Source organism: Shewanella electrodiphila (genome assembly GCF_023283985.1).
In the GTDB taxonomy this organism is placed as follows: Bacteria; Pseudomonadota; Gammaproteobacteria; order Enterobacterales; family Shewanellaceae; genus Shewanella; species Shewanella electrodiphila.
In genome coordinates this window covers 1-23,140 of record NZ_JAKIKU010000009.1, presented here as the reverse complement: position 1 = coordinate 23,140, position 23,140 = coordinate 1, and the positions used below count along the sequence as shown (strand labels likewise).

The window sequence follows — 23,140 nt, the reverse complement described above, 5'->3', positions numbered from 1 at the left end:
AGTCGTTATTAAACATTGATTCTGTAAAGGGATCTTTTTAAAACAATAATCAATCACACAAAGGCCATGACGACATGGCCTTTTTTATCACTGTAAAATATAAGCGATTTACACTTCCCATTTCACATCTACAAATCAGGTTACACACAATACTGTATAAATAAACAGTATTATGATAAATTAAACTATCCCAGTATAGTAATAATGTCATTAGTTTACATAAGGCATTGAATTATTAATAAAAAACAAAAGAGAATCATCTAATGAATGTGATGGGCATCATGCTTAAAGCTAATGAAATGCGAATAGTAACTTTAACGGGCAGCAGAACCTGTCATGAAATGGTTAATGCTAAATTCAATAAGCTCGCTTTGAATAAGCACCCTGAGCAAAAAGATGTGAAAGAACTAGTACAACAAATTATGGACTATTGTAACGCCAACAACATCAATAAAGCGGTGATTAATCGACGCTCTACCACAGGTCAAGGAGCTGGTGGTGCGGGAACTTTTTTATTAGAAGGCGCCATATTAGCTACATTAAATTGTGAAATAGATTTTGTGCATCCAGCAACATTAAGAGCTACCGATAAGCGTGAAGCAGATCATAAGTCAGCCAAACCTAAAACAGTCGACTTGGGCAAAGCTTATGATCTGGCTTATGAAGCACTAGCCCTCAATTAAGCTATGTAAAAAGCGCTCTGAACGTGGAATGTAGTAATTATCATAGTCAAATGACATTACTACACTGGATGTTTTGGCTATGATTTCATCTCTAGGTACAAAACCAATCACTCGAGAATCAGAACTATGATCACGGTTATCGCCTAGTGCTAGGTAATGACCTTCTGGTACGGTAACCTCAGAAAAATTTGAAAGCCTAGAGCCACTATTACTGTTACGAACGAAATGGTTAACCGTGCTAGTTTCAGAAAATAACTGCTCAATTTTGTCCTCGGATGAATCAGTTGCACTTATTGGTTGATAGGCTAATGTCTTTCCATTAATGCTGAGCACATTATCCGTCAATGCAATGACATCCCCTGGTATGCCAATGACACGTTTAACCAGTCTATTATCAGCAGCTGTAGATTCGAAAATAATAATATCGCCGCGCTGAGGATCTGCAATCTTATAAAGCGAAATGTGCGTAAAAGGTACTCGTAAATCATAAGCCATTTTATCAGCATATAACCTATCACCTTCGATGATTGTCGGTTTCATTGAACCTGACGGCACAGTATACCAATCTGCAACGGCACTTCTAAAAACACTCATTAAGATAATAAATAACAATATCGATTTATTAGCTTTAATCGCTTTTATAATCCTGTTCGTCATATAAACTCCATTTTATTAAATAACAAATTCACTTGTAGATTAGCGAAATGGAATGCAATACAACAGTGAGTTTAAATGATGTTTAATCTTCAATATGATGTGCGAATTTAATTAAGCAGAAGTGTGGCATTATTATGCCAAATATAGAAATGCATACAGGGAAGCTGACACTTCCCTTTCTATGCGTTTATTTGACCCGCGTGCTGATCCATTTAGCTAATATATTTGCTGACGCGCCATGAGCAATAAGACTGATAAAAACAGTACAAATAACTGTCATCGCAATAAAGTCACCACCCGGCAAATCACGATCAAGCATGATGATAACAAACACAATGGATGCTAAACCGCGGGGTCCAAACCAGCCTAAAAATAATCTTGAGGGGACATTCTCACCTCTTCGCCCCAAAGATATAAAGATAGGTATCATTCTAACAACAGTTAAACTTAGTAGAGCATACAGAAGCATCGTCCAAGTAAACGTTTCAATAGCATTGCCAATGACAATGGCACCAAATAACAACCAAGTCAGTAATGCGAGAATTTCGCCAATACCTTCTGTGGGTAATATCAATTTATGTTTGACGTCTTTCATCAAGTATCCAAACAACAACCCACCAGAAAACGCAGCAATATAACCACTCCCCTCCAATTGTTGAGAAATAGCAAAACAACATAGCGCTAAACTTAAGACAATGTTTTGGCTCCAAGCCTCAGTGATCCAATTTTTCTTATAACTGTATCTGATTAACTTTGATGCGATAAAGCTTGCTGATAACCCCACCGCTAAACCAATGCCTAATTCTTCAGCTAAATAGGTCATTGCTAAATGGGATACTTGCCCTTCTGCAATACTGCCACCAGCAAGCGCAAGAAATACAAATAAAATAGGTACACAAATCCCATCATTTAAGCCACTTTCAATATTGAGACCTTCACGAATTTTTGCAGGCACTACAGGGCTGGAAACCACAGCTTTACCTAAGGCGGCATCGGTTGCAGCTAACATGGTTGCCAACGCAGCGAGTTCAAATAGAGATAAATTGGGAAACAGTAGATAACCAGCAATAAAACCTAACCCAATGGCACCTGGAAGCCCATATAGCAGCATCCGTGTCGGAATATTAATATGCTGTTTTAATATCGATAAATTACTGTTTGAGGCATCACAAAATAACACTACAGCCAAGGTTAAATCGGCAAACACCCGCATAGCTGAATTACCGAGTTCATTGCCCAACCAGCCAAAAGCTGACGGTCCCAGTATGAAACCCACGACAACAAACACCATAGGGCCAGATATCATCGATCGCTCGACTCGGCCTGCAATTAAACTGTAGCTAAAAGCGAAAACAGCTAATATCGCTAATTCTAAATACATGACTCAATCTCCATATCGAGGCGCTAACGCAATTCATTGCATCATCTAAATTTAATTAATCATTAACAATACCGTGTTTATTAAATTTCTAGCAAGTAGAGATTATCTAGATGAGATAATTAAACCAATATTATAAATTGTCGTATTTGTACAATCCCCTTTTGTTAGTTCTTGCTAAAATCTCTCCATCAATTTCGTCATCGCTTAAAACACGTTGATAATTTACAGCCCGTCTTCGAGCTAAATAACCATAAAGATTTGCAAGGTCTTCAATATGAACTCTCAAACATCATTAGCACAACTTGGCTGGCGACCATTTTTTCAACAACAATTGTCGCTCAATGAACTTGAGTTATTGTCTGTAGAAAATCTTAATGAAAAGCTATATGCAGGACGTGTTATTGAACACCATCGAAATGGGGTTGTGGTGATGAATGGCTCAGGCCAATTTTCATTAACCCAAACAGTCCTTCAAGCAACACAGACTGACAGACTGTGTGTCGGAGATTGGCTGTTATTTAATACTCAACTTCAGTTTGAACGGTTACTAGAAAGACAGTCATTGTTTCAGCGAAAAGCACCGGGCAGTAAAATCGATACTCAGCTAATTTCCTCTAACGTGGATAGCTTATTTATTGTTTGTTCGCTCAACCAAGACTTTAATTTAAGCCGAATTGAACGTTACCTTGCGTTAGCAAAAGAAGCGCAAGTAGAACCCATTATAATCCTGACGAAAGCCGATCAATGTGAAGATACTGATGTTAAGCGTCAGCAAGTACAGTCACTTGATCCATTTATGATGGTTCATGCATTAAACGCTCTAGATAAAGACCATTTAATTGAACTCAGCGGTTATTGCAAACAAGGTAAAACCATTGCATTGCTTGGGTCATCTGGTGTGGGGAAATCTACCTTAGTCAATGGATTAATGGGGGTAAATACTCAATTAACCAGTGGGATCCGTGAAGATGACAGTAAAGGGAGACACACCACAACATCTCGTGCATTGAAACCCCTCGCCCAAGGCGGTTTGATTATAGACACACCCGGCATGCGAGAATTACAACTCAGTGCTTGTGAGCAAGGGGTAAGTGAAACCTTTAGTGAAATCACTGAACTGGCAACACAATGCCGCTTTGCAGATTGTCAGCACAACTCAGAACCTGGTTGCGCGATTCAAAATGCATTAGATAAAGGGGATATTGATCAAAGACGATTGATTAGCTACCAGAAACTAATGCGAGAACAAGCCATGAATAGCGCGACGTTAGCGCAAAAAAGAGCTAAAGATAAAGCACTTGGAAAAATGATTAATTCAGTGCAAACAGCCTCGCGTTCTTTTAAAAAAGGCACTTATTAACGCTGTGGTAATTAAGTTTTTAGCTCAATAAATTAATCTATTAGTTCTGTTAAAAACCATTGCTGGCCAAATAGTATTTTAATTCATTTAACCAGCGAGCTTCCCTTTACTATTCATAACGTTTAAATAGGAAATACTGTTCGGGGCAGCCGTCAAAACCAGGCACTGTTCCAATAACCTCGAAACCACATTTCTGGTAAAAGTTTGGGGCTTGAAATGCCAACGTATCGACTTGCGCGGCTTTACACCCCTGCTGTTTGGCTTCCTGTTCAGCTAACTTCATCAACTGATATCCGAGTCTTTGACCACGGTATTCATCACTGACCCACACCACGTTGATTAAAAATTTATGGTATATCGTTCGCCCAGATATGCCAGCAACGATTGTGTTATTGCTATCTCGCATAATTACAGTCAAGGGTTTGGACGTTTCATTACCCATGTGGCTAAAATTAAACTCCCTAACACCATCAACAAGTTGATCAACAATTTTCGACTCTTCTGAGTGTAAAACTTCTATATTCACATCCTTTCCTCTTACATGTTTTTTCACATTCAAACTTATGATTATATTGATTTTATCATTAAAAATAATCTATAACTGCTATAAATGCAAAAGCCATTTGTTTACACAAATGGCTTAATTAACATTTCAGTCATTTAAGAGATAAACGTTATAGATATGCTTTCAAAAAGACCAAGTATTTGTTTGAAGCACTGACGCGATTTTCTTTTTTACTAAAGCCATGACCTTCGTCATCAAAAACTAAGTAATCAACATGAGTACCACCAGAGCGGATAGACTCGACCATTTCATCACTTTCGATTTTTAGCACTCTTGGATCATTGGCACCTTGTACAACAAGTACTGGACTTTTAACTTGATGACCAAAAAATACTGGTGAAATGTTATGTAAGCGCTCTTTGTCAGTCGCAGGGTCTCCAAGCTCGTCATAAAGACTTTTTCTAAATGCTTCCCAATAAGGCGGAATACTTTCTAGGGTTCTTACCCAATTGGTGACACCAAAAATATTAATGCCGACTTTAAATTCATCGGTAAATGCCATTGCAGCCATAGTTAAATAACCGCCATAACTGCCACCCATCACGCCAATTTTTTCAGCATCAACCCAATCTAGGGTTTGTAGGTACTTTTTGTTGTAAACCACATCCTGTAAATCGTCTTCACCATGACGTTTATCATCTAAATGGAAGAAGGTTTTGCCATAGCCACTTGAACCACGATTATTTATTTTTACAATAGCATAGCCATTATTCACTAAGTGCTGAACTGTAGCTGAGTAGCCTTTACGCGATTGCCCTCCAGGACCACCGTGTATATAAATTAATGCAGGAACCTTGGAAAATTCAGCTTGTTTTGGCTTATACAAAATAGCCGGAATTTCGACGCCATCGAAGCTTTTGAATCTAATCACTTCGCCAGCGACTAAGTTTTGCTCTTTAATGGCTGGATTGCCTGAGTTCGTCAGACGCAATACCTTATCAGTACCAACTTTATGGCTGTATAAATTTGATGGTGAAGTATCTGAATTGATATAGAACACCATTGATTTAGAATCTTGTGAAAAGTTAACCCCACGGAGATCGCCACTTGGTAATGTAGGCAAAGAGAGTTCACGATTATTGTTGTGATCGGTAATCGTTAATTGAGTTTGAGCATCAGCATTGATACCCGTGATTTGATAACGACCATCTTTCGAGAAGTAACTGAAACTTACATCCCAATCGGCTTTATAATTTAACTCACTTTCACTGGTAGCAATATCATAGGTCCATGCTTGGTTAAATTCCCCAAACTCATTTGTCGCATATAACAGCTGCTTATTGTCTTTGGTGAAGGTGTAAGCATAATAAGACACATCACCTTCATGCTCTGTAATTAAGCGAGGTTTGTTCATTTTTAGTCGTAAATCAACCAAATATAAATCAGTATTACTATTAGAGTGGTTCTTACTTAAGGCAATAAAACGACCATTGGGACTCATGCTTTCAACTGTAAATCCTGACTCATTTTTATAAATTAAATTACGACTATAGTCTGCAGTACTGTATTGATAAACGTCAAAATATTTAGCATCACGCTCATTGGTCATAACAAAAAACGAATCATCATCTTCATGCCATGACAACATCATGGCCTTCAAGCCTTCACCTGGAGTTAAATCTACTTCATTGCCTTCGAGGTCTTTAACAAATAGATGGTTTAATTCATCTCCCCCTTTGTCAGCACTATAAAGAAAGCGATCATCTTTAGGGAACCAAGATTCAACAAAAATTGATTCTTCTGTGGAAAACGTTAATTGAGTTGTTTTGGAGCCATCTACTGGCACTTTGTATGCGTTGAAGATCCCTGAATCATCATTACTTACCAAAACCGCACTTCCGGAATGATTAATAGATGAGCCAAACACACTGGTCGTTTTATAAAACTCTTCAGCTGTGTAAGTTTCAAAGTTGATTTGAGCTTGAGGGGATATCTGTGGAGCCGGCTCTGGTTGTTTTTTTGCGGTAGAGCAACCTGTCAATACTAACGCGATGACAGCAGTACTCATCAATGTCTTAAGCATAATATATCCTTATTTAGCTTGAAATTGGCATCTTAATAGAGCGACAACTCAACACCTTACCAAGAGATAGAACACAAAATAACCTAACATTAACCCACTATGATCGCTAACGACTTTATCGATTAATCTCTATTTTATTGTGGGTGTGTTAGTTTTTGCTAAGCCTTAATGGCCCTCAAGGATAGAGTTTCGTAGACATGGTAAAAATGAATCTCAACGCTCAGTACATTTAACTAGGCTTTATAACAAAAAAATCTGTGAGAATTTAAATTACTTTGCGGTTAGCATTCATCAGTTTCAACAGTGACACTTGGCCCTAGTGGAGTGGGAACTTGCTGATTTTGATATAACACTGTGCATTTAAAAGTGACACTTTTATCATCGTAGTCTTCAGTAAAGAAAATGAATATTTGCTGTGCTGAAGACGCTTTATCGGTAAACAGTACTGCAATATCTCTATTCGCGTTGGCGGTATCACGATCAACGGTATCAATGTCTAACCAAGCTTTAACTTGTGCATTAATATCAACAAAGCTATCTGAACCTCTCACTGAAGGATAGCCATTAAAAATAGGTACATCTGTGCCATTAATATCAATGACGTCAGCGCCTATGTTTTTGCCCTCTATCACGGCACGTGAATAAACTAAATCAAGTCCACTTTGCATCGCACCACCGATAGTGATGAGTGAATTCTTTTTAGCATCATTGCTCAAATTGATAAACTTAGGCGCTGCTACTACAGCAAGTACTGCGAGAATTATAATGACGACAACTAATTCAATTAGAGTAAAGCCTTGCTCTTGTTGTACGTGATTAGCCAAACGCTTCTCCAAATTATGAATCCTAGATACCTTAAACTAGCAGATTCTTGCTTTAAAAACCCAGATATATTCTTGCTTTAAACAGCCATTTTATACAAGTCATAACATAAATTAATTACTTGATTTGCTCTAATTTTTGTATCTGTTTCATTTCCATCTCAGAAAGTGCTTTATACCCTCTTGGATAAGGCCAGCCATACCCCCATCGATAAGTCGTGGGAAAATATGGACTGCCACCGACTCGAACTCCTGCCAACATTATATTGGCAATATGAGGCTCACCCACTTTTGCTACACACTGTTTTAATCGTCTGTCCGATTCAAGACGTTGCTTAAAAGTGCCTCCTTGCCAATAGTCGTAATCATGAGCAGTACAGCATGATAACCACAATTCATTTTGGCTAAAGGTTCCATCAGGAAATACACTACATCCATCTGAAGTGAACGGTTTGATTTGCTCAGCATGGACAGTGAAAGACGAAATTAATGTGATAATAACAAATAAGCCGCGCATAAATAATTCCAATAATACTTCTAATTTATAGCTGTTTTTAAACATCCGTTTAGGTTTTCAGTATTATTAATAATACGTCTTCAGCCAATCACAACTAGCTGGTTGAGATGAAATAAAATCAACCACTAAAACATTGAATTAAATAATTAACTGCTACAATCAACTATATAAATACTATTTGCAATCTTTTTTACTCATCCTTAGGAGGCTAAGAATAAGTATAACGTGTAAACAACTTAATAGTGATAAATGAGCATAGTGTAATACCCAAGGCATCGGCTAGGAGATCGCTTAAATCAAATGTCCTCGTACTAATAAACCCTTGGCTTATTTCTTCGACTAACACAAAGATACTGACGACTAGAACAGCATAGTAAATGCGAATATTTCTGAAGCTAAAATGTGCTAAACGACTGGCCAGTAATCCCATTGTTGTCAACAAACCAAATAAGCAAAAATGGCCAATTTTATCACCATAGGGAATAGTGCGAACTAAATCGAAAAAGACATTACTTCCACCTGTATTGGCTTGGTAAATAATCCAGCCTATAAACAAAGAGAAACTCACACAAACTAAAATACAAGCTACGTTTATTATCTGGCGATAGTTGAGATGATAGTTGAGATGATAGTTGTCTAAGGAAATTTTATGTAATGGCAATTTCTCTGGTGTATTTTGCATGTAAATGAATTCGTTAACCTGGTACATGTTTGATCTCAAGACTACAATCGGCGACAACATCACGCAAGAAACATTAACTAAAATACACCCTGTGGACGAACTGTATCGGCTAAACACTTTACTTGTCTCATATCTTAAAGAGTTAACACTCTCCGGCTATGTATTAACTTAAAAAGCGATGATTGATACTAGACAATCTTATTAGCTTAAATCATGTATTTAAGAAATTACTATTTCAGATTTAACGCATAGTTAACCGCTGCAGCTGCATGAATGCTTGTTGTATCATAGAGTGGTATTTCGGTGTCAGATTGATTAATCAGTAAAGCAATTTCAGTACAACCTAATATGATTGCTTGAGCCCCTCGAGAGAATAAATCCTCGACAATTTGTAGATAACTGGCTTTAGAAGACGGCTTAAACTCTCCTAGACATAGCTCCCGATAGATAATGTCATGAACAACTTTTTGCTGCTCATCATGAGGGACGATGACATCAATACCATGCAAGGACTTTAAGCGTCCTTTATAAAAATCTTGCTTCATAGTAAAGCCTGTTCCAAGTAAGCCAACGGTGTCAATATTATCAAGCTTAAGTCGGTCTGCGGTTGCATCTGCGATATGTAAAATGGGGATATTAATGGCGGCGTCGATATCGTCATAGACTTTATGCATGGTGTTAGTACATATCAACATAAAATCTGCGCCAGCCTGTTCTACTCGTTGAGCAGCTTCAGACAAGATAGATGCTGTTTGCTGCCAGTCACCTTGATACTGCAGCTTTTCAATCTCATCGAAATCAACACTAAACAAGCTAATTTTAGCTGAATGCAGACCGCCCAATTGTTGGTTAACGTCTTCATTGATAGCTTTATAATAACTAGCAGTTGACTCCCAACTCATGCCGCCTAATAGTCCAATGGTTTTCATTTCATTTCATTTCCTGAAGATTAATTAATTCAAATATAAAATGGTTCCGGTTTCTTTTAAACAAAAAAGTAATATAGGTATGAAAAACCATCACCAATAAATATTACTCATTGAATTAATTATAATAAAAGTATTTTTATAAACCTTAGCTGTGCAATCTTCTTTACTAATTAGGTATTGACATGAAATGCCCAAAGAGAGAATATGCCCACAGCATGAGCATATGCTCATAAAGGATTTAACAGATCTCTTTGAGGCAATAAATGAAACATGATATTGATTTAATCATATTCGATTGTGACGGTGTTGTTATTGACAGCGAAATTATCAGCGCCCAAGTTCTGATAAATGAATTAATCCCTTTTGGAATTAAAATCGACATTGATTATGTACAGCGTCATTTTCTAGGTTGCAACTTTAAATCAGTCAAACAAAAATTGAACCTGAACTTCGACCTGCAGTTACCCGATTATTTCGAAAGTCAGTATCGACAAAAGCTTGTCAAAAAGTTTGCCACAAGTTTAATGACAACCTCAGGTTTTACAGAATTCGTTAATCAATTAGAAATTCCCTATTGTATTGCTACTAGCAGCAGTAAAACTCGAACCAACAAGGCATTAGAAATTGTTGGTCTCACTCACTTATTTAATTCAACCAACATATTTACAGCAGAAGCTGTATCAAACGGTAAACCTGCACCAGATCTATTTCTACATGCAGCAAAATCCATGAAGGTTAACCCTGAAAATTGCTTAGTAATTGAAGATAGTTTTTTCGGTGTATCAGCTGCTATATCAGCTAAAATGCAAATTGTTCACTACATTGGCGGTCAACATCTCACAGAAAGCTTTACCATTGTAAGCCAAACATTTCCTGATATTCCCGTATTAGACAATTGGTCAAATATAGATTCTGTAAACCTAAATCTTATAAAAAATTAACAGGTATTATTGATGAACACTAAATCTAAGTCAGAGCTAAAGCGCCTTGAAGATGCAGCAAGAGCCGGCTGGCTCTATTACGTAGGAAAAAACACCCAAGACGAAATAGCACAAAAACTTAATGTGTCACGTCAATCAGCACAACGTTTAGTAGCGTTGGCCGTTTCCGAAGGTCTAATTAAAGTACGCCTTGATCACCCTATTGCACAGTGTATGGATTTAGCTGAACGTTTAAAAAGTAAGTTTGATCTTATTGACTGTGAAATAGTTCCTAGCGATCCAGCTGACCCTTCTGCAATTACAGGCCTTGCGCAAAGAGGCTCAAGAGTACTTGAACAATACTTAAAATCAGAACAACCGCAAACACTTGCATTTGGTACAGGCAGAGCGTTAAAAGCTTGTATTGACGAATTACCTGCAATGAAATGCCCTCATCATCAAATTGTTTCATTAGTTGGCACTATGATGTCTGATGGTTCTGCCTCTCCATACGATATTGTAGTAAGCATGGCTGATCGGGTTAAATCAAAGCATTACCCGATGCCTCTACCCGTTCTCGCTTCATCTGTAGAAGAAAAAAATACTTTTCACCAATTACAACCCGTCAACAATATTCTTAACTTAGCTAAACAAGCTGACGTCACATTTGTTGGAATTGGTCACATGGGGCCACGTTCGCCATTACTGGTCGATGGGTTTCTTAAACAAAACGAACTCGACGAACTTACACAAAACGGCGCTGTTGGCGAAGTCATTAGCTGGATTTTTAACGAACAAGGCCAATTACTTGATAGCAGTATTAATCACCGAGTAGCAAGTTCACCTATATCAGTCAACTCAACAAAACCCGTTTATGGCATCGCAGCTGGAGAAAATAAAGTCAGCGCAATTCATGCTGCCCTGCAAGGCAAACTCATCAATTCACTTATCACTAACGAATTTACAGCGGAGCTTATTCTTAAACAAAATTGATTCACCTACTAGTACATAAATATGAGCGTAATAATGCGCCACAAAACTAACAATGAAAGTATGGGGTATCTAATACGGGCTTTCATTGTTAAATAAAAAAGAAGTAAATCATTATGAAAATAGAGCAAGATACACCTTCATTCGCACATGTGAATGAAGAGCAATTGCCAGTGGCAAAAGAAAAACTACACGGTTGGAAACATTTTGCAGGGTTATATGCTGGGGAGCATGTAGCAGCAACTGAGTTTGTAATTGGTGCAACATTTGTGGCTCTAGGTGCGAGTACTAAAGACATAATTATTGGACTACTCATTGGTAATTTACTAGCGATGTGTTCTTGGTGGTTAATCACAACCCCTATCGCGGTAGAAACAAGAATGAGTTTGTACCATTACCTTAATAAAATTGCCGGTAACTCAATGACCAAGTTATATAATTGGGCTAATGTTATTATTTTTACCGTCATATCAGCTGCTATGATCACAGTCTCCTCTACTGCTGTGCGTTTCTTATTTGATATACCCGCCCAGCTGAATTGGTACCCCAACAATTTTTGGTTTGTGTTAATCGTATTGGCCGTTGGTTCAATTGTCGTTTTAGTGGCAATGTATGGTTTTACGACTGTCGCTAATTTCTCGAAAATTTGTGCGCCTTGGCTATTCGTTATTTTTTTATCCGGTTCCTTTGCTTTATTTCCTGCCATTGCCAATCATGTGCTAGGCACCACTACATTAAATTCCTGGGCTGACTTTATGCAGATAGGAGATACATCTATTTGGACAGGTGTTAACGATAAAGGCGAAACTGGTATTGGATTATTAGAGGTCATCGGTTTTGCTTGGGCTGCAAACTCAATAACCCATTTTGGTTTAATAGATATGGCTATTTTACGTTATGCCAAGCGTAAAAGTTACGGTTTGTTTTCTGGTGTTGGCATGTTTTTTGGCCATTATTTAGCATGGATTTCTGCAGGAATAATGGGGGCAGGCACTGCGGTATTATTACAAACATCAATTACACAGCTTGATCCAGGTGATGTTGCTTATCATGCGCTAGGATTGACAGGCTTCGTCATCATAATCGTTGCAGGATGGACAACTGCCAACGCTAATTTATATCGTGCGGGGCTTGCTGCTCAGTCTATTTTTACTCAAGTCTCACGTCGTAAAGCCACTGCCGTAGTAGGCATTGTGACTGTTATTGTTGCTTGCTTTCCGTTCGTCTTTACTCAAATGCTGCCGTTACTCACTTATGCTGGCCTAATCGTTGTGCCAGTCGGCGGTATTGTGTTTGCGGAGCACGTACTCTTTCCAAAAATTGGATTAACACGCTATTGGGCAAAATATCAGAATCTATCTAAGAGCACTCCTGCGATTGCCAGTTGGGGATTAGCCTTACTTTTCGGCTTTGGATTGAATTATATCGATATTATTTCTTTTTATTATTTATTCATACCAACTTGGGTTTTCACTATTGTGATTTACACCCTACTTGCAAAGCAACATGGTGCAGATAAACAGTATCCGGAAGCCAAAAAAGCTGATGAATTAGAACTTCAGCAAATTGAGCAATACCAACAACAGATAGCTAAAATGACGCCTGAATTTATTAATGATAATAGCCTTGGTACGCGTTTACTTAATATCACTTCGTTTTTGTCGTTAATTGCCATTACTTTTTTTGCAGTTCAAGTCATGTTTTATAGCCCGACTATGGAAATTTATAACTTCAATAAAAGTGAATTTGAACTGTACTGTTTCATCAGCACCATCATTTATTTTATCAGTGCTTATATTGCTCTAAAGCGACAAAGCAAATTGAACCTTCAAGTTGAAGTCACTCAGCCTGAAGAGAGTAAACCGTGTAAAAACAAACAAATGTGTAATAACGTGTGATGATAAGAACTGAGCATTTATGCATCAGATCTTTTGATTTAATTTTAAGACAGGAAAGCTCCTTATGAGTAAGTTAACTCAGACAAATAGTTCAGCTATATTACTGAATCAAAAAAATTTATGCTCGCTTCCACATAATGTAAAAATACCATCATATGACAGAAGCAAACTGTCAGCGGGTATCGTTCATATTGGTGTTGGTGGGTTTCATCGCGCACATCAGGCCATGTATATAGACACACTGTTGCAGCAACCAGGTTCTGAGCAATGGGGCATTTGTGGTATTGGTTTACTTGAAGGCAACCGCAGCTTAGCAGAGATACTAAAAAAACAAGATTACTTATATAGCCTTATCGTTAGGCACCCTGATGGAAAAGTTGAAAATCAAGTTATCGGTTCACTGATTGATTTCATATTCGCACCCGATGACAAACAAGCCGTTATTAATAAACTTGCTAGCGAACAGACCCAAATTGTGTCATTAACTATTACCGAAGGCGGATATAATTTTAATCCTGCCACTGGTGAGTTTGATTTATCTAACCCAGATATTCTTCATGATATTGCGAACCTCAATTCACCAAACACGACTTTTGGATATTTAACAGTAGCGCTTAAAATCAGAATGCAACAGGATATTGCGCCATTTAGCATTCAATCTTGTGACAATATTCAACATAATGGCGCTGTCACTAAAAAGATGTTACTTGCGTTTATTGAGCAATGCGACAATGAGCTTTACGCTTGGGTCAATGAAAATGTCTCATTCCCTAACGGAATGGTCGATAGAATTACACCTGTAACCACTGCAAATGATATTCAATATTTAGCTGAAGACATTGGCGTTGTTGATGAATGGCCAATTACTTGTGAGGCCTTTACTCAATGGGTAATTGAAGATGATTTTTGCAATGGTCGACCAAACTGGAATTTAGCAGGAGCCCAGTTTGTCACTGATGTAACCCCTTATGAAAAAATGAAAATTCGCTTACTTAATGCTGGACATTCTGTGCTTGGATTGCTTGGTTCGATCCATGGATTTGATACCATAGATGAATCAGTAAACGATCCATTATTTGCTGAATACTTACGTGTATTTATGGATAAAGAAGTCACTCCGTTATTAGAGCAACTTGAAGGGATCGATCTAACACAATACAAAGATACATTAATCGAACGCTTTTCAAATCCAAATATAAAAGACAGCCTATCCCGTATATGTTTAGAGAGCTCAGCAAAACTGCCAAAATTCTTAATCGCCACTATTATGGAAAACATAGCTAAGAATCCGACTCAACCAAATATTGAATTTGCCACACTTGTTATAGCAGCTTGGTGTTATTACAGTGATAAACAGGTTAACCAAAATGGACAATCGTTGGACATTCAGGATCAAATGGCCACTACATTGAATCAACATGCTTCGAAGACCGAATCAAACCCATTAGCATTTTTAGATATCACTGAATTATTTGGCGATCTAAATAATCAACCAGAATTTTGCAAGATCTACAAAAATTCAATTGAAGCGGTTTACGATAATCAGTTATCAATCAAAACAGTTATGCAGCAAGTAATCGATTCTAAAGGTTTATAATGGAAAACATTTTAATAGAATCAAAGCCTCATAAAGACATCGCAGTTACCTGTTTTGGAGAAGTATTATGGGATGTATTTGGTGATGATAGACGCGTTGGTGGCGCTCCACTGAATGTTTGTTTACGGTTAAGTTCACTTGGTATCAATACGCAAATAATTAGCGCTGTTGGCAACGATAATTTAGGGGCTGAACTGATCAATTTTGTTGAATCTCAAGGTGCCAGCATCGAGTTAATTGAACAATCAACCGATAAAATGACCAGCACGGTTCAAGTGACTCTGGATAAAAATGGATCAGCGACGTATGACATAGTTAAAGATACAGCTTGGGATAACATCAAACAAACACAAGCTCAAATTGATGCTGTTTACTCAAGTGATGTATTTGTTTTCGGCAGCTTAATTTGCCGTAATGAAACATCACATAAAACACTATTGAGTTTACTAGAACATGCAAAATTCAGTATTTTTGATGTTAATTTACGTGCGCCACATTATGATATGCAAACGTTACGCTCCTTAATGAATAAAGCAGATTTTATCAAGTTAAACGATGATGAGTTATATGAAATTGCTATCGCATTTGGATCACCCTTCAATGCTTTAGAACAACACCTTGAGTTTATTGCCGAGATTACTGACACTCAATATTTATGTGTAACTAAAGGCAGTCATGGTGCTTTGTTAAAAATTAAAGATCAAAAATTCTATCATTCAGGCTATCAAGTTAAAGTTGCAGATACTGTTGGTGCAGGAGATTCATTTTTAGGGTCATTAATTTATCAATTAATCACTTCAAAAGATGCGCAGCACGCAGTTAATTTTGCGTGTGCAGTAGGTGCATTAGTCGCTCAAAATCATGGGGCAACACCAACGCTTACTTTAAAAGAAATACATGAGTTTATGCAGATTATTTGATTGGGTTAATTAGTAAACACCCTACTTAGAAGGATGTAATGAGCATAAAGCTTATTACATCCTTTTTTTAATATAAATGACTCAAATACCATGTAAAACACTGAAAAAACTAATTTACTTCGATAAAAACAAGCTGATTCAGCTCCCCTATCGTGCTGTAATCAATTTCATCGAAATCAACACTAAACAAGCTAATTTTAGCGTAATGCAAGCCGCCCAATTGTTGGTTAACGCCTACATTGATCGCTTTATAATAACTAGCAGTGGACTCCCAGCTCATTCCGCCTAACAAACCGATGGTTTTCATATTATTTCCTAATAAACTGAATTAACACATTACTTTGCTGAACCTAACGGTCAGCTGGATGGTTCACGCCATCATATAGCTTTACTTGATCAATTTTCAGCGGATTAATACCTGCTAAGCAAGCCACATTAAAACCGAATTGATTCGGGTTTGAGCGTCGTTGATGATGGGTATAAATACCGCAATGACGGCAAAAATAATGTTTAGCTGTTTTGGTATTAAATTGATAGACGCTTAACTCGTGTTCACCTTGAATAAACTGAATATCATCTAAATTGATTGATGCAACAATAGCACCTCGGCGGCGACACATACTACAATCACAGCGCCTAACATCCTGTATTCCTTTTGGTAAAGAAAGCTCCATGACCACTAAACCACAATGACAACTGGCCCTATGCTTAGGCATAACCTCAACACCATTGACCTCAGTTAAATTTACCATGTCCTTTCCTTGTGAGTTCGAACTAGCTTTACGTTACCACGCTTAGTTAGAAGAATGATTTAAATTAAGATTAATAAAATATGCTAATAAAAAAGGAGCCTAAGCTCCTTTTTATTAAATGATGTATGAATTGTTTATTCAATCACTTTTGCTATCAATTGAACCAAAGATAATGATTACTGCTGCTTATACACCACACCATCTTTCATCACAAAACCAATATCTAATAAGGCTTCAATATTATCAAGTGGACTGGTATCAATTGCGATAATGTCGGCATACTTACCTACTTCAATAGTGCCAAGCTTATCTGACATATCAATAAGGTCTGCAGCATTTACAGTCGCTGATTTTAAAATGTCACTGGTTGGCATTCCCGCTTGATGCATCAATACTGCTTCTTGAGCGTTTATTCCGTGCTTAGAAACGCCACTGTCTGTACCAAAAGCGATTTTGACTCCCGCTTTATATGATTTTTCAAAGTTAGCTAGCATGTCAGGTCCAACCCTAATGGCTTTGGCTTTAATCGGTGTAGACATAAAATCTGACGTTTCAGCCATCTCAACAACCGTTGCACCAGCTAGCAAAGTAGGAACCAAATAAGCACCCGTTTGTTTAAACAGTTTAATGGTTTCTTTATCGGCATAGCTGCCGTGCTCAACACTATCAACGCCAGCACGAAGCGCTGCATTAATGCCTGCTGTTGCATGAGCATGGCTTGCCACTTTACGCCCTAAACCGTGAGCTGTTTCTACAATTTCTTTTAATTCTAAATCAGTCATTTGCTGACCAGTACCAGTATCGGTATCTGATAATACCCCACCAGTTGAGGCCACTTTAATGGCATCCGCGCCATATTTTATGGCTTCACGCGTCGCCTTTCGACATTCATATGGGCCATCGCAAATCGTTTTAGGGGATTTCATCGCTAAAATATCAGGTGCCATGCCATCAGCATCTAAATGGCCACCTGTTATAGTGACACCCGCTGCGGCAATAATACGTGGGCCTTCAATCCAGCCCTTTTCTACACCATCGCGCAGTGCATACATTTGTTCTGGCTCGCTTAATAAATCACGTACTGTAGTAAACCCAGACAATAAGGTGGTTTTGGCATAGTGAACGCTTTTCATTGCGACATCGGCATCAGATAGTTTTACAGTATCTGACACATTATTCGGTCCTAACTCCATTTGTAAATGAACATGCATGTCCATCAAGCCTGGCATAACAAACTTATCTGACAAATCTATCAAGGTGGCATCAACTGATATTTTATTTACCTCAACAAAACCTTTTTTCACCGCAATGATTTCACCATCTTTAATGACCACAGTCTGCTTTGTTAAAGGGGCCTTACCTGGTACAACAAGCAACTCACCTGCATGAATCACTTTTGTATCAGCCATTACCGAGTGAGACATTAAACAACCAAAAACCAACGCGCTAAGCGAAAAGGCTTTTTTATCATTCTTAAGGATTTGGATATTGTTAGAGTTTGAATCTTTAGTAGAGATGAACGATTTGAACTCAGTTATTTTATGCTTTGTTGATAATGGAAATAAAGTCATGGCATTTAAGCTTATTGTTATTAATCTTGTTCATTAATATACCTAAGCTTTTATTAATGTAAATATCAATTCACATAACTTTGTATTTTATTAAGCTTATGGTAATTTATTCAATAAACATCAATAATTCTCTAGCTGACTCATCTCCAATAACTCAGTTAGGGTTACTAATAACAAATATTCATCGTTCAATTTAAGGTCAAGGATTACTCATGAACAAAGGTATTTATCTGGTATGCATGATATCGCCACTCGTTGCGGCTATAACATCGACAATGGCATATGCTCAAAATGATGTCGATAACAGCCAAGTCCATAATACGCTGCAGCTTCAAGATGTGTTTTCTTTAGAATATGCATCTGGTTTAGCCATTACCGCTGACGGTGATGAAGTGTATTTTGTACGTAATTACATGGATATTCAGACGGATAAAAAGCTAGGTAACATTTGGAAAGTCGATAAAAACAAGCGCCTTACCCCTGTTACCAATGGCCTGCATGTTGATTTCTCACCAAGCCTATCACCTGACAACAGTAAACTAGCTTATATCTCAACAGCCAGTGGCTCAGCTCAAATCCATATGAAATGGCTAGAAACCGGTGAAAGTAGCCAAATGAGTCACTTTAGTCAATCTCCATCTAATTTAAGTTGGTCACCAGACGGCAAGTACATCGCATTTAATCGCTTCGTAAACAGTAAACCTAAATCTGTTGTTTCACTGCCTGGTAAGCCACAAAATGCCCAATGGGCAAAACCTGCCGTTTATATTGATGACATGTATTATCGCTTTGATGGTGCAGGTTTTAGTCAAGCAGGTAATAGTCAGATTTTTGTGATGTCCTCAAATGGCGGCGCAGCAAGACAAGTCACCCACGAGAAATTTGATCATCGTAGTAATATCAGTTGGTCTAAAGATGGTAAGCAGCTCATATACTCGAACAATAAGCGCGCAGAGAAAGATTTAGAATGGACAGACACCAATATCTACGCCGTTAATATTAATGATCAACAAGTCACCCAACTTACTGATCGAGTCGGACCAGATAACTCCCCAATCGTGTCACCTAATGGCAAAATGATTGCGTACTTAGGCTACGATCAAAACTTCAAAAACTATGAAAATACTGAACTGTTTATCATGGATATTGATGGTAGTAATAAACGTTCTATCACTGCCGACTTAGATCGCTCGATTAACAGCATAAAATGGGCTGATAACAGTAAAGCCATATACATGAGTTATCATGATAAAGGTGAAACTTATGTGGCGTATCAGTCATTAAAAGGTAAGCGTGACATTGCCGCTAAAAACCTTGGTGGCCTTTCATTTGGTCGACCTTACACGGGCAGCCAATTCGATGTCGCTGAAGATGGCACTATCGCATTTACCTATTCAGACCCTCAACGCCCCGCAGACATTGCCATTACCCGTAAAGGAAGAACTAACCAACTTACCGATTTAAATAATGATGCGTTGAGTTATAAAACCTTAGCTTCAATAAAAGAGTTGAACGTGAAATCATCTTTTGATGATAGAGATATTCAAGCATGGGTAGCCTATCCACCAGGTTATGAAGCGGATAAAAAAGCAGGTAAAACCTTCCCGCTAATTTTAGAGATTCATGGTGGTCCAGTAACGAACTACGGCCCTCACTTCTCTGCAGAAGTACAATTAATGGCAGCCAGTGGTTATGTCGTTGTCTATGCTAACCCACGTGGAAGCGACAGTTACGGTAAAGAGTTCGCACAAACCATTTATAACAATTACCCTAGCCAAGATTATGATGATTTAATGTCGGTAGTCGATGGCGTTATTGCCAAAGAAGCAATTAACGAAGAGGCATTATTTGTCACTGGCGGATCAGGCGGCGGCGTACTGACAGCTTGGATTGTCGGCCATACAGATAGATTTGCAGCAGCCGTAGTCGCCAAACCTGTGATCAATTGGTATAGCTTTGTGCTAACGACAGATATTTACCCCTTCGTAATTAAAAACTGGTTTGAGAAAATGCCTTGGGAAGATAGCGAGCATTATATGAAGTTATCACCAATCAGTTATGTAGGTAATGTCACAACACCTACCATGCTATTAACGGGAGAAGCAGATCAACGTACCCCTATTGCTGAAACTGAGCAGTTTTATCAAGCCCTTAAATTACGTAATATTGATACCGCTATGGTCAGGATCCCAGATGCGCCCCATGGCATATACAAACGACCAAGTAACTTAATGTCAAAAGTTGCCCATATCTTATGGTGGTTTGAACAATACCAACCAGAGAAAGCCAACTAACAGGTACAATACAAACAGCCAGCATATTTCGTTAAACGATATGCTGGCTTTTTTATTGGAATTCAATATATGTCTATCGCACTCGTTATTCTTTTTTAATGACCAGCTTTTTATAAATGGCGGAGAGATAAAGTTTCGAAAGATAAACGATAGAGAGATAAACGATGAAGAGATAAAGGATGAAACTTGAGAGATTCGTCAATATATAAGCTTTAAATATTAACTGGTTATGTGCTTTTTGTGCCCCACTTTCCTGAGACAATCATTACGAAAACACCGACAGTAATTATACCGAGCATTGAGCCTATGTAAGGTGATGTACTTCCAACGAAAATTGACATACCAAGTGAAACACCTAAGCAGATGGTTAAAGCACCTAGTTTGGCTTGATTAAGTTTATTATTAACTCTCATTTCGGGCTCCTCATCCTTGAATTTACTGCGAATCATCCTCAACACATAACGCCACTGTTTTATGAGCAAAATATTGTTGGCTAAAATGTTGAGGAACGAAAAAACCAACTGTATTTTTCCAGGTTAAACAGCTTGTATGTCTACCTTACTCGACATTTGCTGTTTTCTCTTTTGCAACTTTAACCATTAAAGAATGAAATAGAGAAGCAAAGACGAAACTCGTGAATAATAAAAGTAAGCAAAGTAACTTTATTCCGACTTCCTCATGCTCTATAAACGCATTTAACATTGCTGATAAAAGCATGAACCCAACTAAATAGTAACTATGTATGTTACCCATGGAACCTCCTTGTACACATAACGCTTTGCTAAGCGGCTAAAATGGCTGGCTATAATAGCGAGGTGCGAGCACAGCCAGCTGTTTTTTATCCTGCTGAAATGACTTGTTAGCATTCATTTGCACGGAACTAAAAAGTCTACATGGTAATGCTCATCGTGACGAACCCATGAACTCTTTTTAGAAAACTGAATATTGGATTTTAAATAACTACCGTATTTAGTTTTCAATAGCTTAGGTTGTAATTTTGGATCGAATATAACACGCCAAAGCTCAAAACCTAATTTTTTTGACTCTTTATGTAAGGTGACGATATGCGCCGCTAACGCAACATAATCTATAGAATACTCATCATATTTATCGTTTTGATCAAACTCAATGTTATACCCAAATTTATTAAGTGGATGAGTTGGTAAATGAACAGACTCATTATCTTTATTTACAACGGGTGTCATGAAATCTACAGAAAGACCATTTCGATGTGTTTTATGTGGTTTGAATTGCCCACCTTCCTCAAAACCTGTTTCAGCATATTTATAGATTTTATTAGGCTCTAACGTTTCTAGTTGCTTGTAAGAGCCAATAATGATTTCTTTAACCGAAGTATGAACATAATTTCGTCCCGCAAGCCTAGCGATAGAACTGTAGCCCTCAAAGTTTTTTCCTTTAGTTGGAAGCTGAACACCATTTTTCAAAGATCCATTGGATGTTGTTCCATAGCAAATACTCTCAATTGAATAAGAAGAAAAAGACACCAGAACTAGAAGGATAGAGATAAATTTCATATGAATGCTAACGCCCTAATAATGGGCAAAAAATTGTTGGCTAAAATGTTGAGGAACGAAAACAGCCAACTGTTTTTTGTCCTTATTAATTAGCTTGTTATATTCACTTTACGTCTAAATCAAAGACAACACTAACTGAAGCTGAAAATACAATATTTTCTTGTAAGTATCTACCGGGACTTGAAGGTTTATTCATTCGTGAGCCTGTTACTTCAATACGTTCAATATCGCTATTTGCCCCGTATCTATTACGCTTATTATTTGAAGTTGAATTTATGCTATAAATTTTACCTAGCTTTGCATCAAAAGCATTAGCCAATGAACTACCTTTTTCTTTAGCATTCTTCACCGCTAATGCGTTAACTTCATCTTTTAGTTTGTCTGCTTGTGATGCTTTTAACTCTATACTACGAATTTCATCAATTTGAACACTAAGTGCAAAATCCATAAATGCGTTTAAGTTTTTAAGATCGTTTAAAGTAACTTTTAAATTACGGTTAGCTGTGTACCCATCTAATTCTCTTTTATCATTGTTTGAGTATGAGTAATTAGGTTGTGTAGAGATACTTGAAGCCGAAACGTTGTCTTCATCAATTTTAAATTTGGCTAAACCTTCTAAGAAATTGTTAACTCTATCATCAACGTCTTTTTTGGCATCAGCACTTTTAGTTTTAAAGCTTTCAACTTCTAGGTGTATTACAGCAATATCAGGTTTAGCTTTTAATTGCGCAGTTCCAACAACTGAAACATGGCGATTATTAGGTAAACTACTATTTGAATAAGAAAAAGAAGAAAAGGCCAGTAAGGCAAACATGCTTAGATATTTCATAGAACCTCCTTGTGAATATAACGCCCCACTAAGAGGCTTTTAATTGTTGGTTATAATGTGAAGCGAAGCGGAACCTAACCAACTGTTAAAAGTCCTGCTTGAGTGGCTTGTATGGATAATAAACCCACCTAATTTACAAATACTTCCCTGTTTCGGGTAATGTGAGACCCAGGCTTTAGCTGCAACTAAAGCTTTCCTTGTCGTAGTTCGATTGAG

21 protein-coding genes and 1 pseudogene are annotated in these 23,140 nt (G+C 37.7%); 8 read left to right on the top strand and 14 right to left on the bottom strand.

Going from position 1 to position 23,140, the window contains the following annotated elements; genetic code table 11:
- Positions 1-299: 299 nt before the first annotated feature.
- Positions 300-683, top strand: a complete 384-nt coding sequence (locus L2737_RS15720) for a DUF3010 family protein (protein ID WP_241906368.1) — start codon at positions 300-302, stop codon at positions 681-683.
- Here L2737_RS15720 and lepB read toward each other — a convergent pair.
- On the bottom strand, positions 669-1,340 hold the full coding sequence (gene lepB / locus L2737_RS15715; RefSeq protein WP_248956331.1) for a signal peptidase I: 672 nt from the start codon (positions 1,338-1,340) through the stop codon (positions 669-671). The genes L2737_RS15720 and lepB overlap by 15 nt on opposite strands.
- Before the next feature lie 187 nt (positions 1,341-1,527).
- Complete coding sequence (locus L2737_RS15710) at positions 1,528-2,721, bottom strand: cation:proton antiporter (RefSeq protein WP_248956330.1); 1,194 nt, start codon at positions 2,719-2,721, stop codon at positions 1,528-1,530.
- 274 nt (positions 2,722-2,995) lie between these two features.
- Between L2737_RS15710 and rsgA the strand changes: the two genes are divergently transcribed.
- A complete protein-coding gene (gene rsgA, locus L2737_RS15705; RefSeq protein ID WP_248956329.1) occupies positions 2,996-4,081 on the top strand; it encodes a ribosome small subunit-dependent GTPase A in 1,086 nt (361 codons plus the stop codon).
- 109 nt (positions 4,082-4,190) lie between these two features.
- Here rsgA and L2737_RS15700 read toward each other — a convergent pair whose 3' ends face one another.
- From L2737_RS15700 to L2737_RS15675, 6 genes are all read right to left on the bottom strand, one after another.
- Positions 4,191-4,607 carry a GNAT family N-acetyltransferase gene (locus tag L2737_RS15700; protein ID WP_248956328.1) on the bottom strand — a complete coding sequence of 139 codons (417 nt, stop codon included), beginning with the start codon at positions 4,605-4,607 and terminating at the stop codon, positions 4,191-4,193.
- A 148-nt stretch (positions 4,608-4,755) separates the two neighbouring features.
- On the bottom strand, positions 4,756-6,669 hold the full coding sequence (locus L2737_RS15695) for a S9 family peptidase (RefSeq protein ID WP_248956327.1): 1,914 nt from the start codon (positions 6,667-6,669) through the stop codon (positions 4,756-4,758).
- A 281-nt stretch (positions 6,670-6,950) separates the two neighbouring features.
- Complete coding sequence (locus L2737_RS22375; protein WP_283108374.1) at positions 6,951-7,493, bottom strand: pilus assembly FimT family protein; 543 nt, start codon at positions 7,491-7,493, stop codon at positions 6,951-6,953.
- 115 nt (positions 7,494-7,608) lie between these two features.
- The gene (locus tag L2737_RS15685; RefSeq protein ID WP_248956326.1) at positions 7,609-8,007 is read right to left on the bottom strand and encodes a hypothetical protein; all 399 of its coding nucleotides are present in this window, start codon (positions 8,005-8,007) and stop codon (positions 7,609-7,611) included.
- Positions 8,008-8,215: 208 nt separating this feature from the next.
- Positions 8,216-8,689 carry a VanZ family protein gene (locus L2737_RS15680; RefSeq protein WP_248956325.1) on the bottom strand — a complete coding sequence of 158 codons (474 nt, stop codon included), beginning with the start codon at positions 8,687-8,689 and terminating at the stop codon, positions 8,216-8,218.
- Between the two features lie 230 nt (positions 8,690-8,919).
- On the bottom strand, positions 8,920-9,618 hold the full coding sequence (locus L2737_RS15675) for an aspartate/glutamate racemase family protein (RefSeq protein ID WP_248956324.1): 699 nt from the start codon (positions 9,616-9,618) through the stop codon (positions 8,920-8,922).
- Between the two features lie 263 nt (positions 9,619-9,881).
- On the opposite strand from L2737_RS15675, the gene L2737_RS15670 reads away from it, so the two are divergent.
- The 5 genes from L2737_RS15670 to L2737_RS15650 all read left to right on the top strand — a co-directional run bounded on the left by L2737_RS15670 (position 9,882) and on the right by L2737_RS15650 (position 15,943).
- Positions 9,882-10,559, top strand: a complete 678-nt coding sequence (locus L2737_RS15670) for an HAD family hydrolase (RefSeq protein ID WP_248956323.1) — start codon at positions 9,882-9,884, stop codon at positions 10,557-10,559.
- 12 nt (positions 10,560-10,571) lie between these two features.
- On the top strand, positions 10,572-11,531 hold the full coding sequence (locus L2737_RS15665) for a sugar-binding transcriptional regulator (RefSeq protein ID WP_248956322.1): 960 nt from the start codon (positions 10,572-10,574) through the stop codon (positions 11,529-11,531).
- A gap of 113 nt (positions 11,532-11,644) precedes the next feature.
- Positions 11,645-13,426, top strand: coding sequence for a purine-cytosine permease family protein (locus L2737_RS15660; protein WP_248956321.1), 1,782 nt, complete (start codon positions 11,645-11,647; stop codon positions 13,424-13,426).
- A 64-nt stretch (positions 13,427-13,490) separates the two neighbouring features.
- A complete protein-coding gene (locus L2737_RS15655; protein WP_248956320.1) occupies positions 13,491-15,023 on the top strand; it encodes a mannitol dehydrogenase family protein in 1,533 nt (510 codons plus the stop codon).
- Positions 15,023-15,943 (top strand): carbohydrate kinase family protein, encoded by a 921-nt coding sequence (locus L2737_RS15650; protein WP_248956319.1) that lies wholly within the window; start codon positions 15,023-15,025, stop codon positions 15,941-15,943. The genes L2737_RS15655 and L2737_RS15650 overlap by 1 nt, the downstream gene beginning before the upstream one ends.
- A gap of 160 nt (positions 15,944-16,103) precedes the next feature.
- Here the strand turns inward: L2737_RS15650 and L2737_RS15645 are convergent.
- The 3 genes and pseudogenes from L2737_RS15645 to L2737_RS15635 form a co-directional block, all read right to left on the bottom strand.
- A pseudogene (locus L2737_RS15645) lies at positions 16,104-16,250 on the bottom strand (aspartate racemase); the annotation flags it as partial.
- A 43-nt stretch (positions 16,251-16,293) separates the two neighbouring features.
- On the bottom strand, positions 16,294-16,695 hold the full coding sequence (locus tag L2737_RS15640) for a GFA family protein (RefSeq protein ID WP_102527192.1): 402 nt from the start codon (positions 16,693-16,695) through the stop codon (positions 16,294-16,296).
- A 176-nt stretch (positions 16,696-16,871) separates the two neighbouring features.
- On the bottom strand, positions 16,872-18,119 hold the full coding sequence (locus tag L2737_RS15635; RefSeq protein WP_248956318.1) for a metal-dependent hydrolase family protein: 1,248 nt from the start codon (positions 18,117-18,119) through the stop codon (positions 16,872-16,874).
- 359 nt (positions 18,120-18,478) lie between these two features.
- On the opposite strand from L2737_RS15635, the gene L2737_RS15630 reads away from it, so the two are divergent.
- A complete protein-coding gene (locus tag L2737_RS15630) occupies positions 18,479-20,560 on the top strand; it encodes a S9 family peptidase (RefSeq protein WP_428848396.1) in 2,082 nt (693 codons plus the stop codon).
- Between the two features lie 227 nt (positions 20,561-20,787).
- On the opposite strand, the gene L2737_RS15625 is transcribed toward L2737_RS15630, so the two are convergent.
- The 3 genes from L2737_RS15625 to L2737_RS15615 all read right to left on the bottom strand — a co-directional run bounded on the left by L2737_RS15625 (position 20,788) and on the right by L2737_RS15615 (position 22,924).
- Positions 20,788-20,973 carry a hypothetical protein gene (locus L2737_RS15625; protein WP_248956317.1) on the bottom strand — a complete coding sequence of 62 codons (186 nt, stop codon included), beginning with the start codon at positions 20,971-20,973 and terminating at the stop codon, positions 20,788-20,790.
- Between the two features lie 453 nt (positions 20,974-21,426).
- Positions 21,427-22,095, bottom strand: coding sequence for a penicillin-insensitive murein endopeptidase (locus L2737_RS15620; RefSeq protein WP_248956316.1), 669 nt, complete (start codon positions 22,093-22,095; stop codon positions 21,427-21,429).
- Between the two features lie 103 nt (positions 22,096-22,198).
- Positions 22,199-22,924: an SIMPL domain-containing protein gene (locus L2737_RS15615; RefSeq protein ID WP_248956315.1), complete on the bottom strand. Its 726-nt coding sequence runs from the start codon at positions 22,922-22,924 to the stop codon at positions 22,199-22,201.
- Between the last annotated feature and the right edge of the window lie 216 nt (positions 22,925-23,140).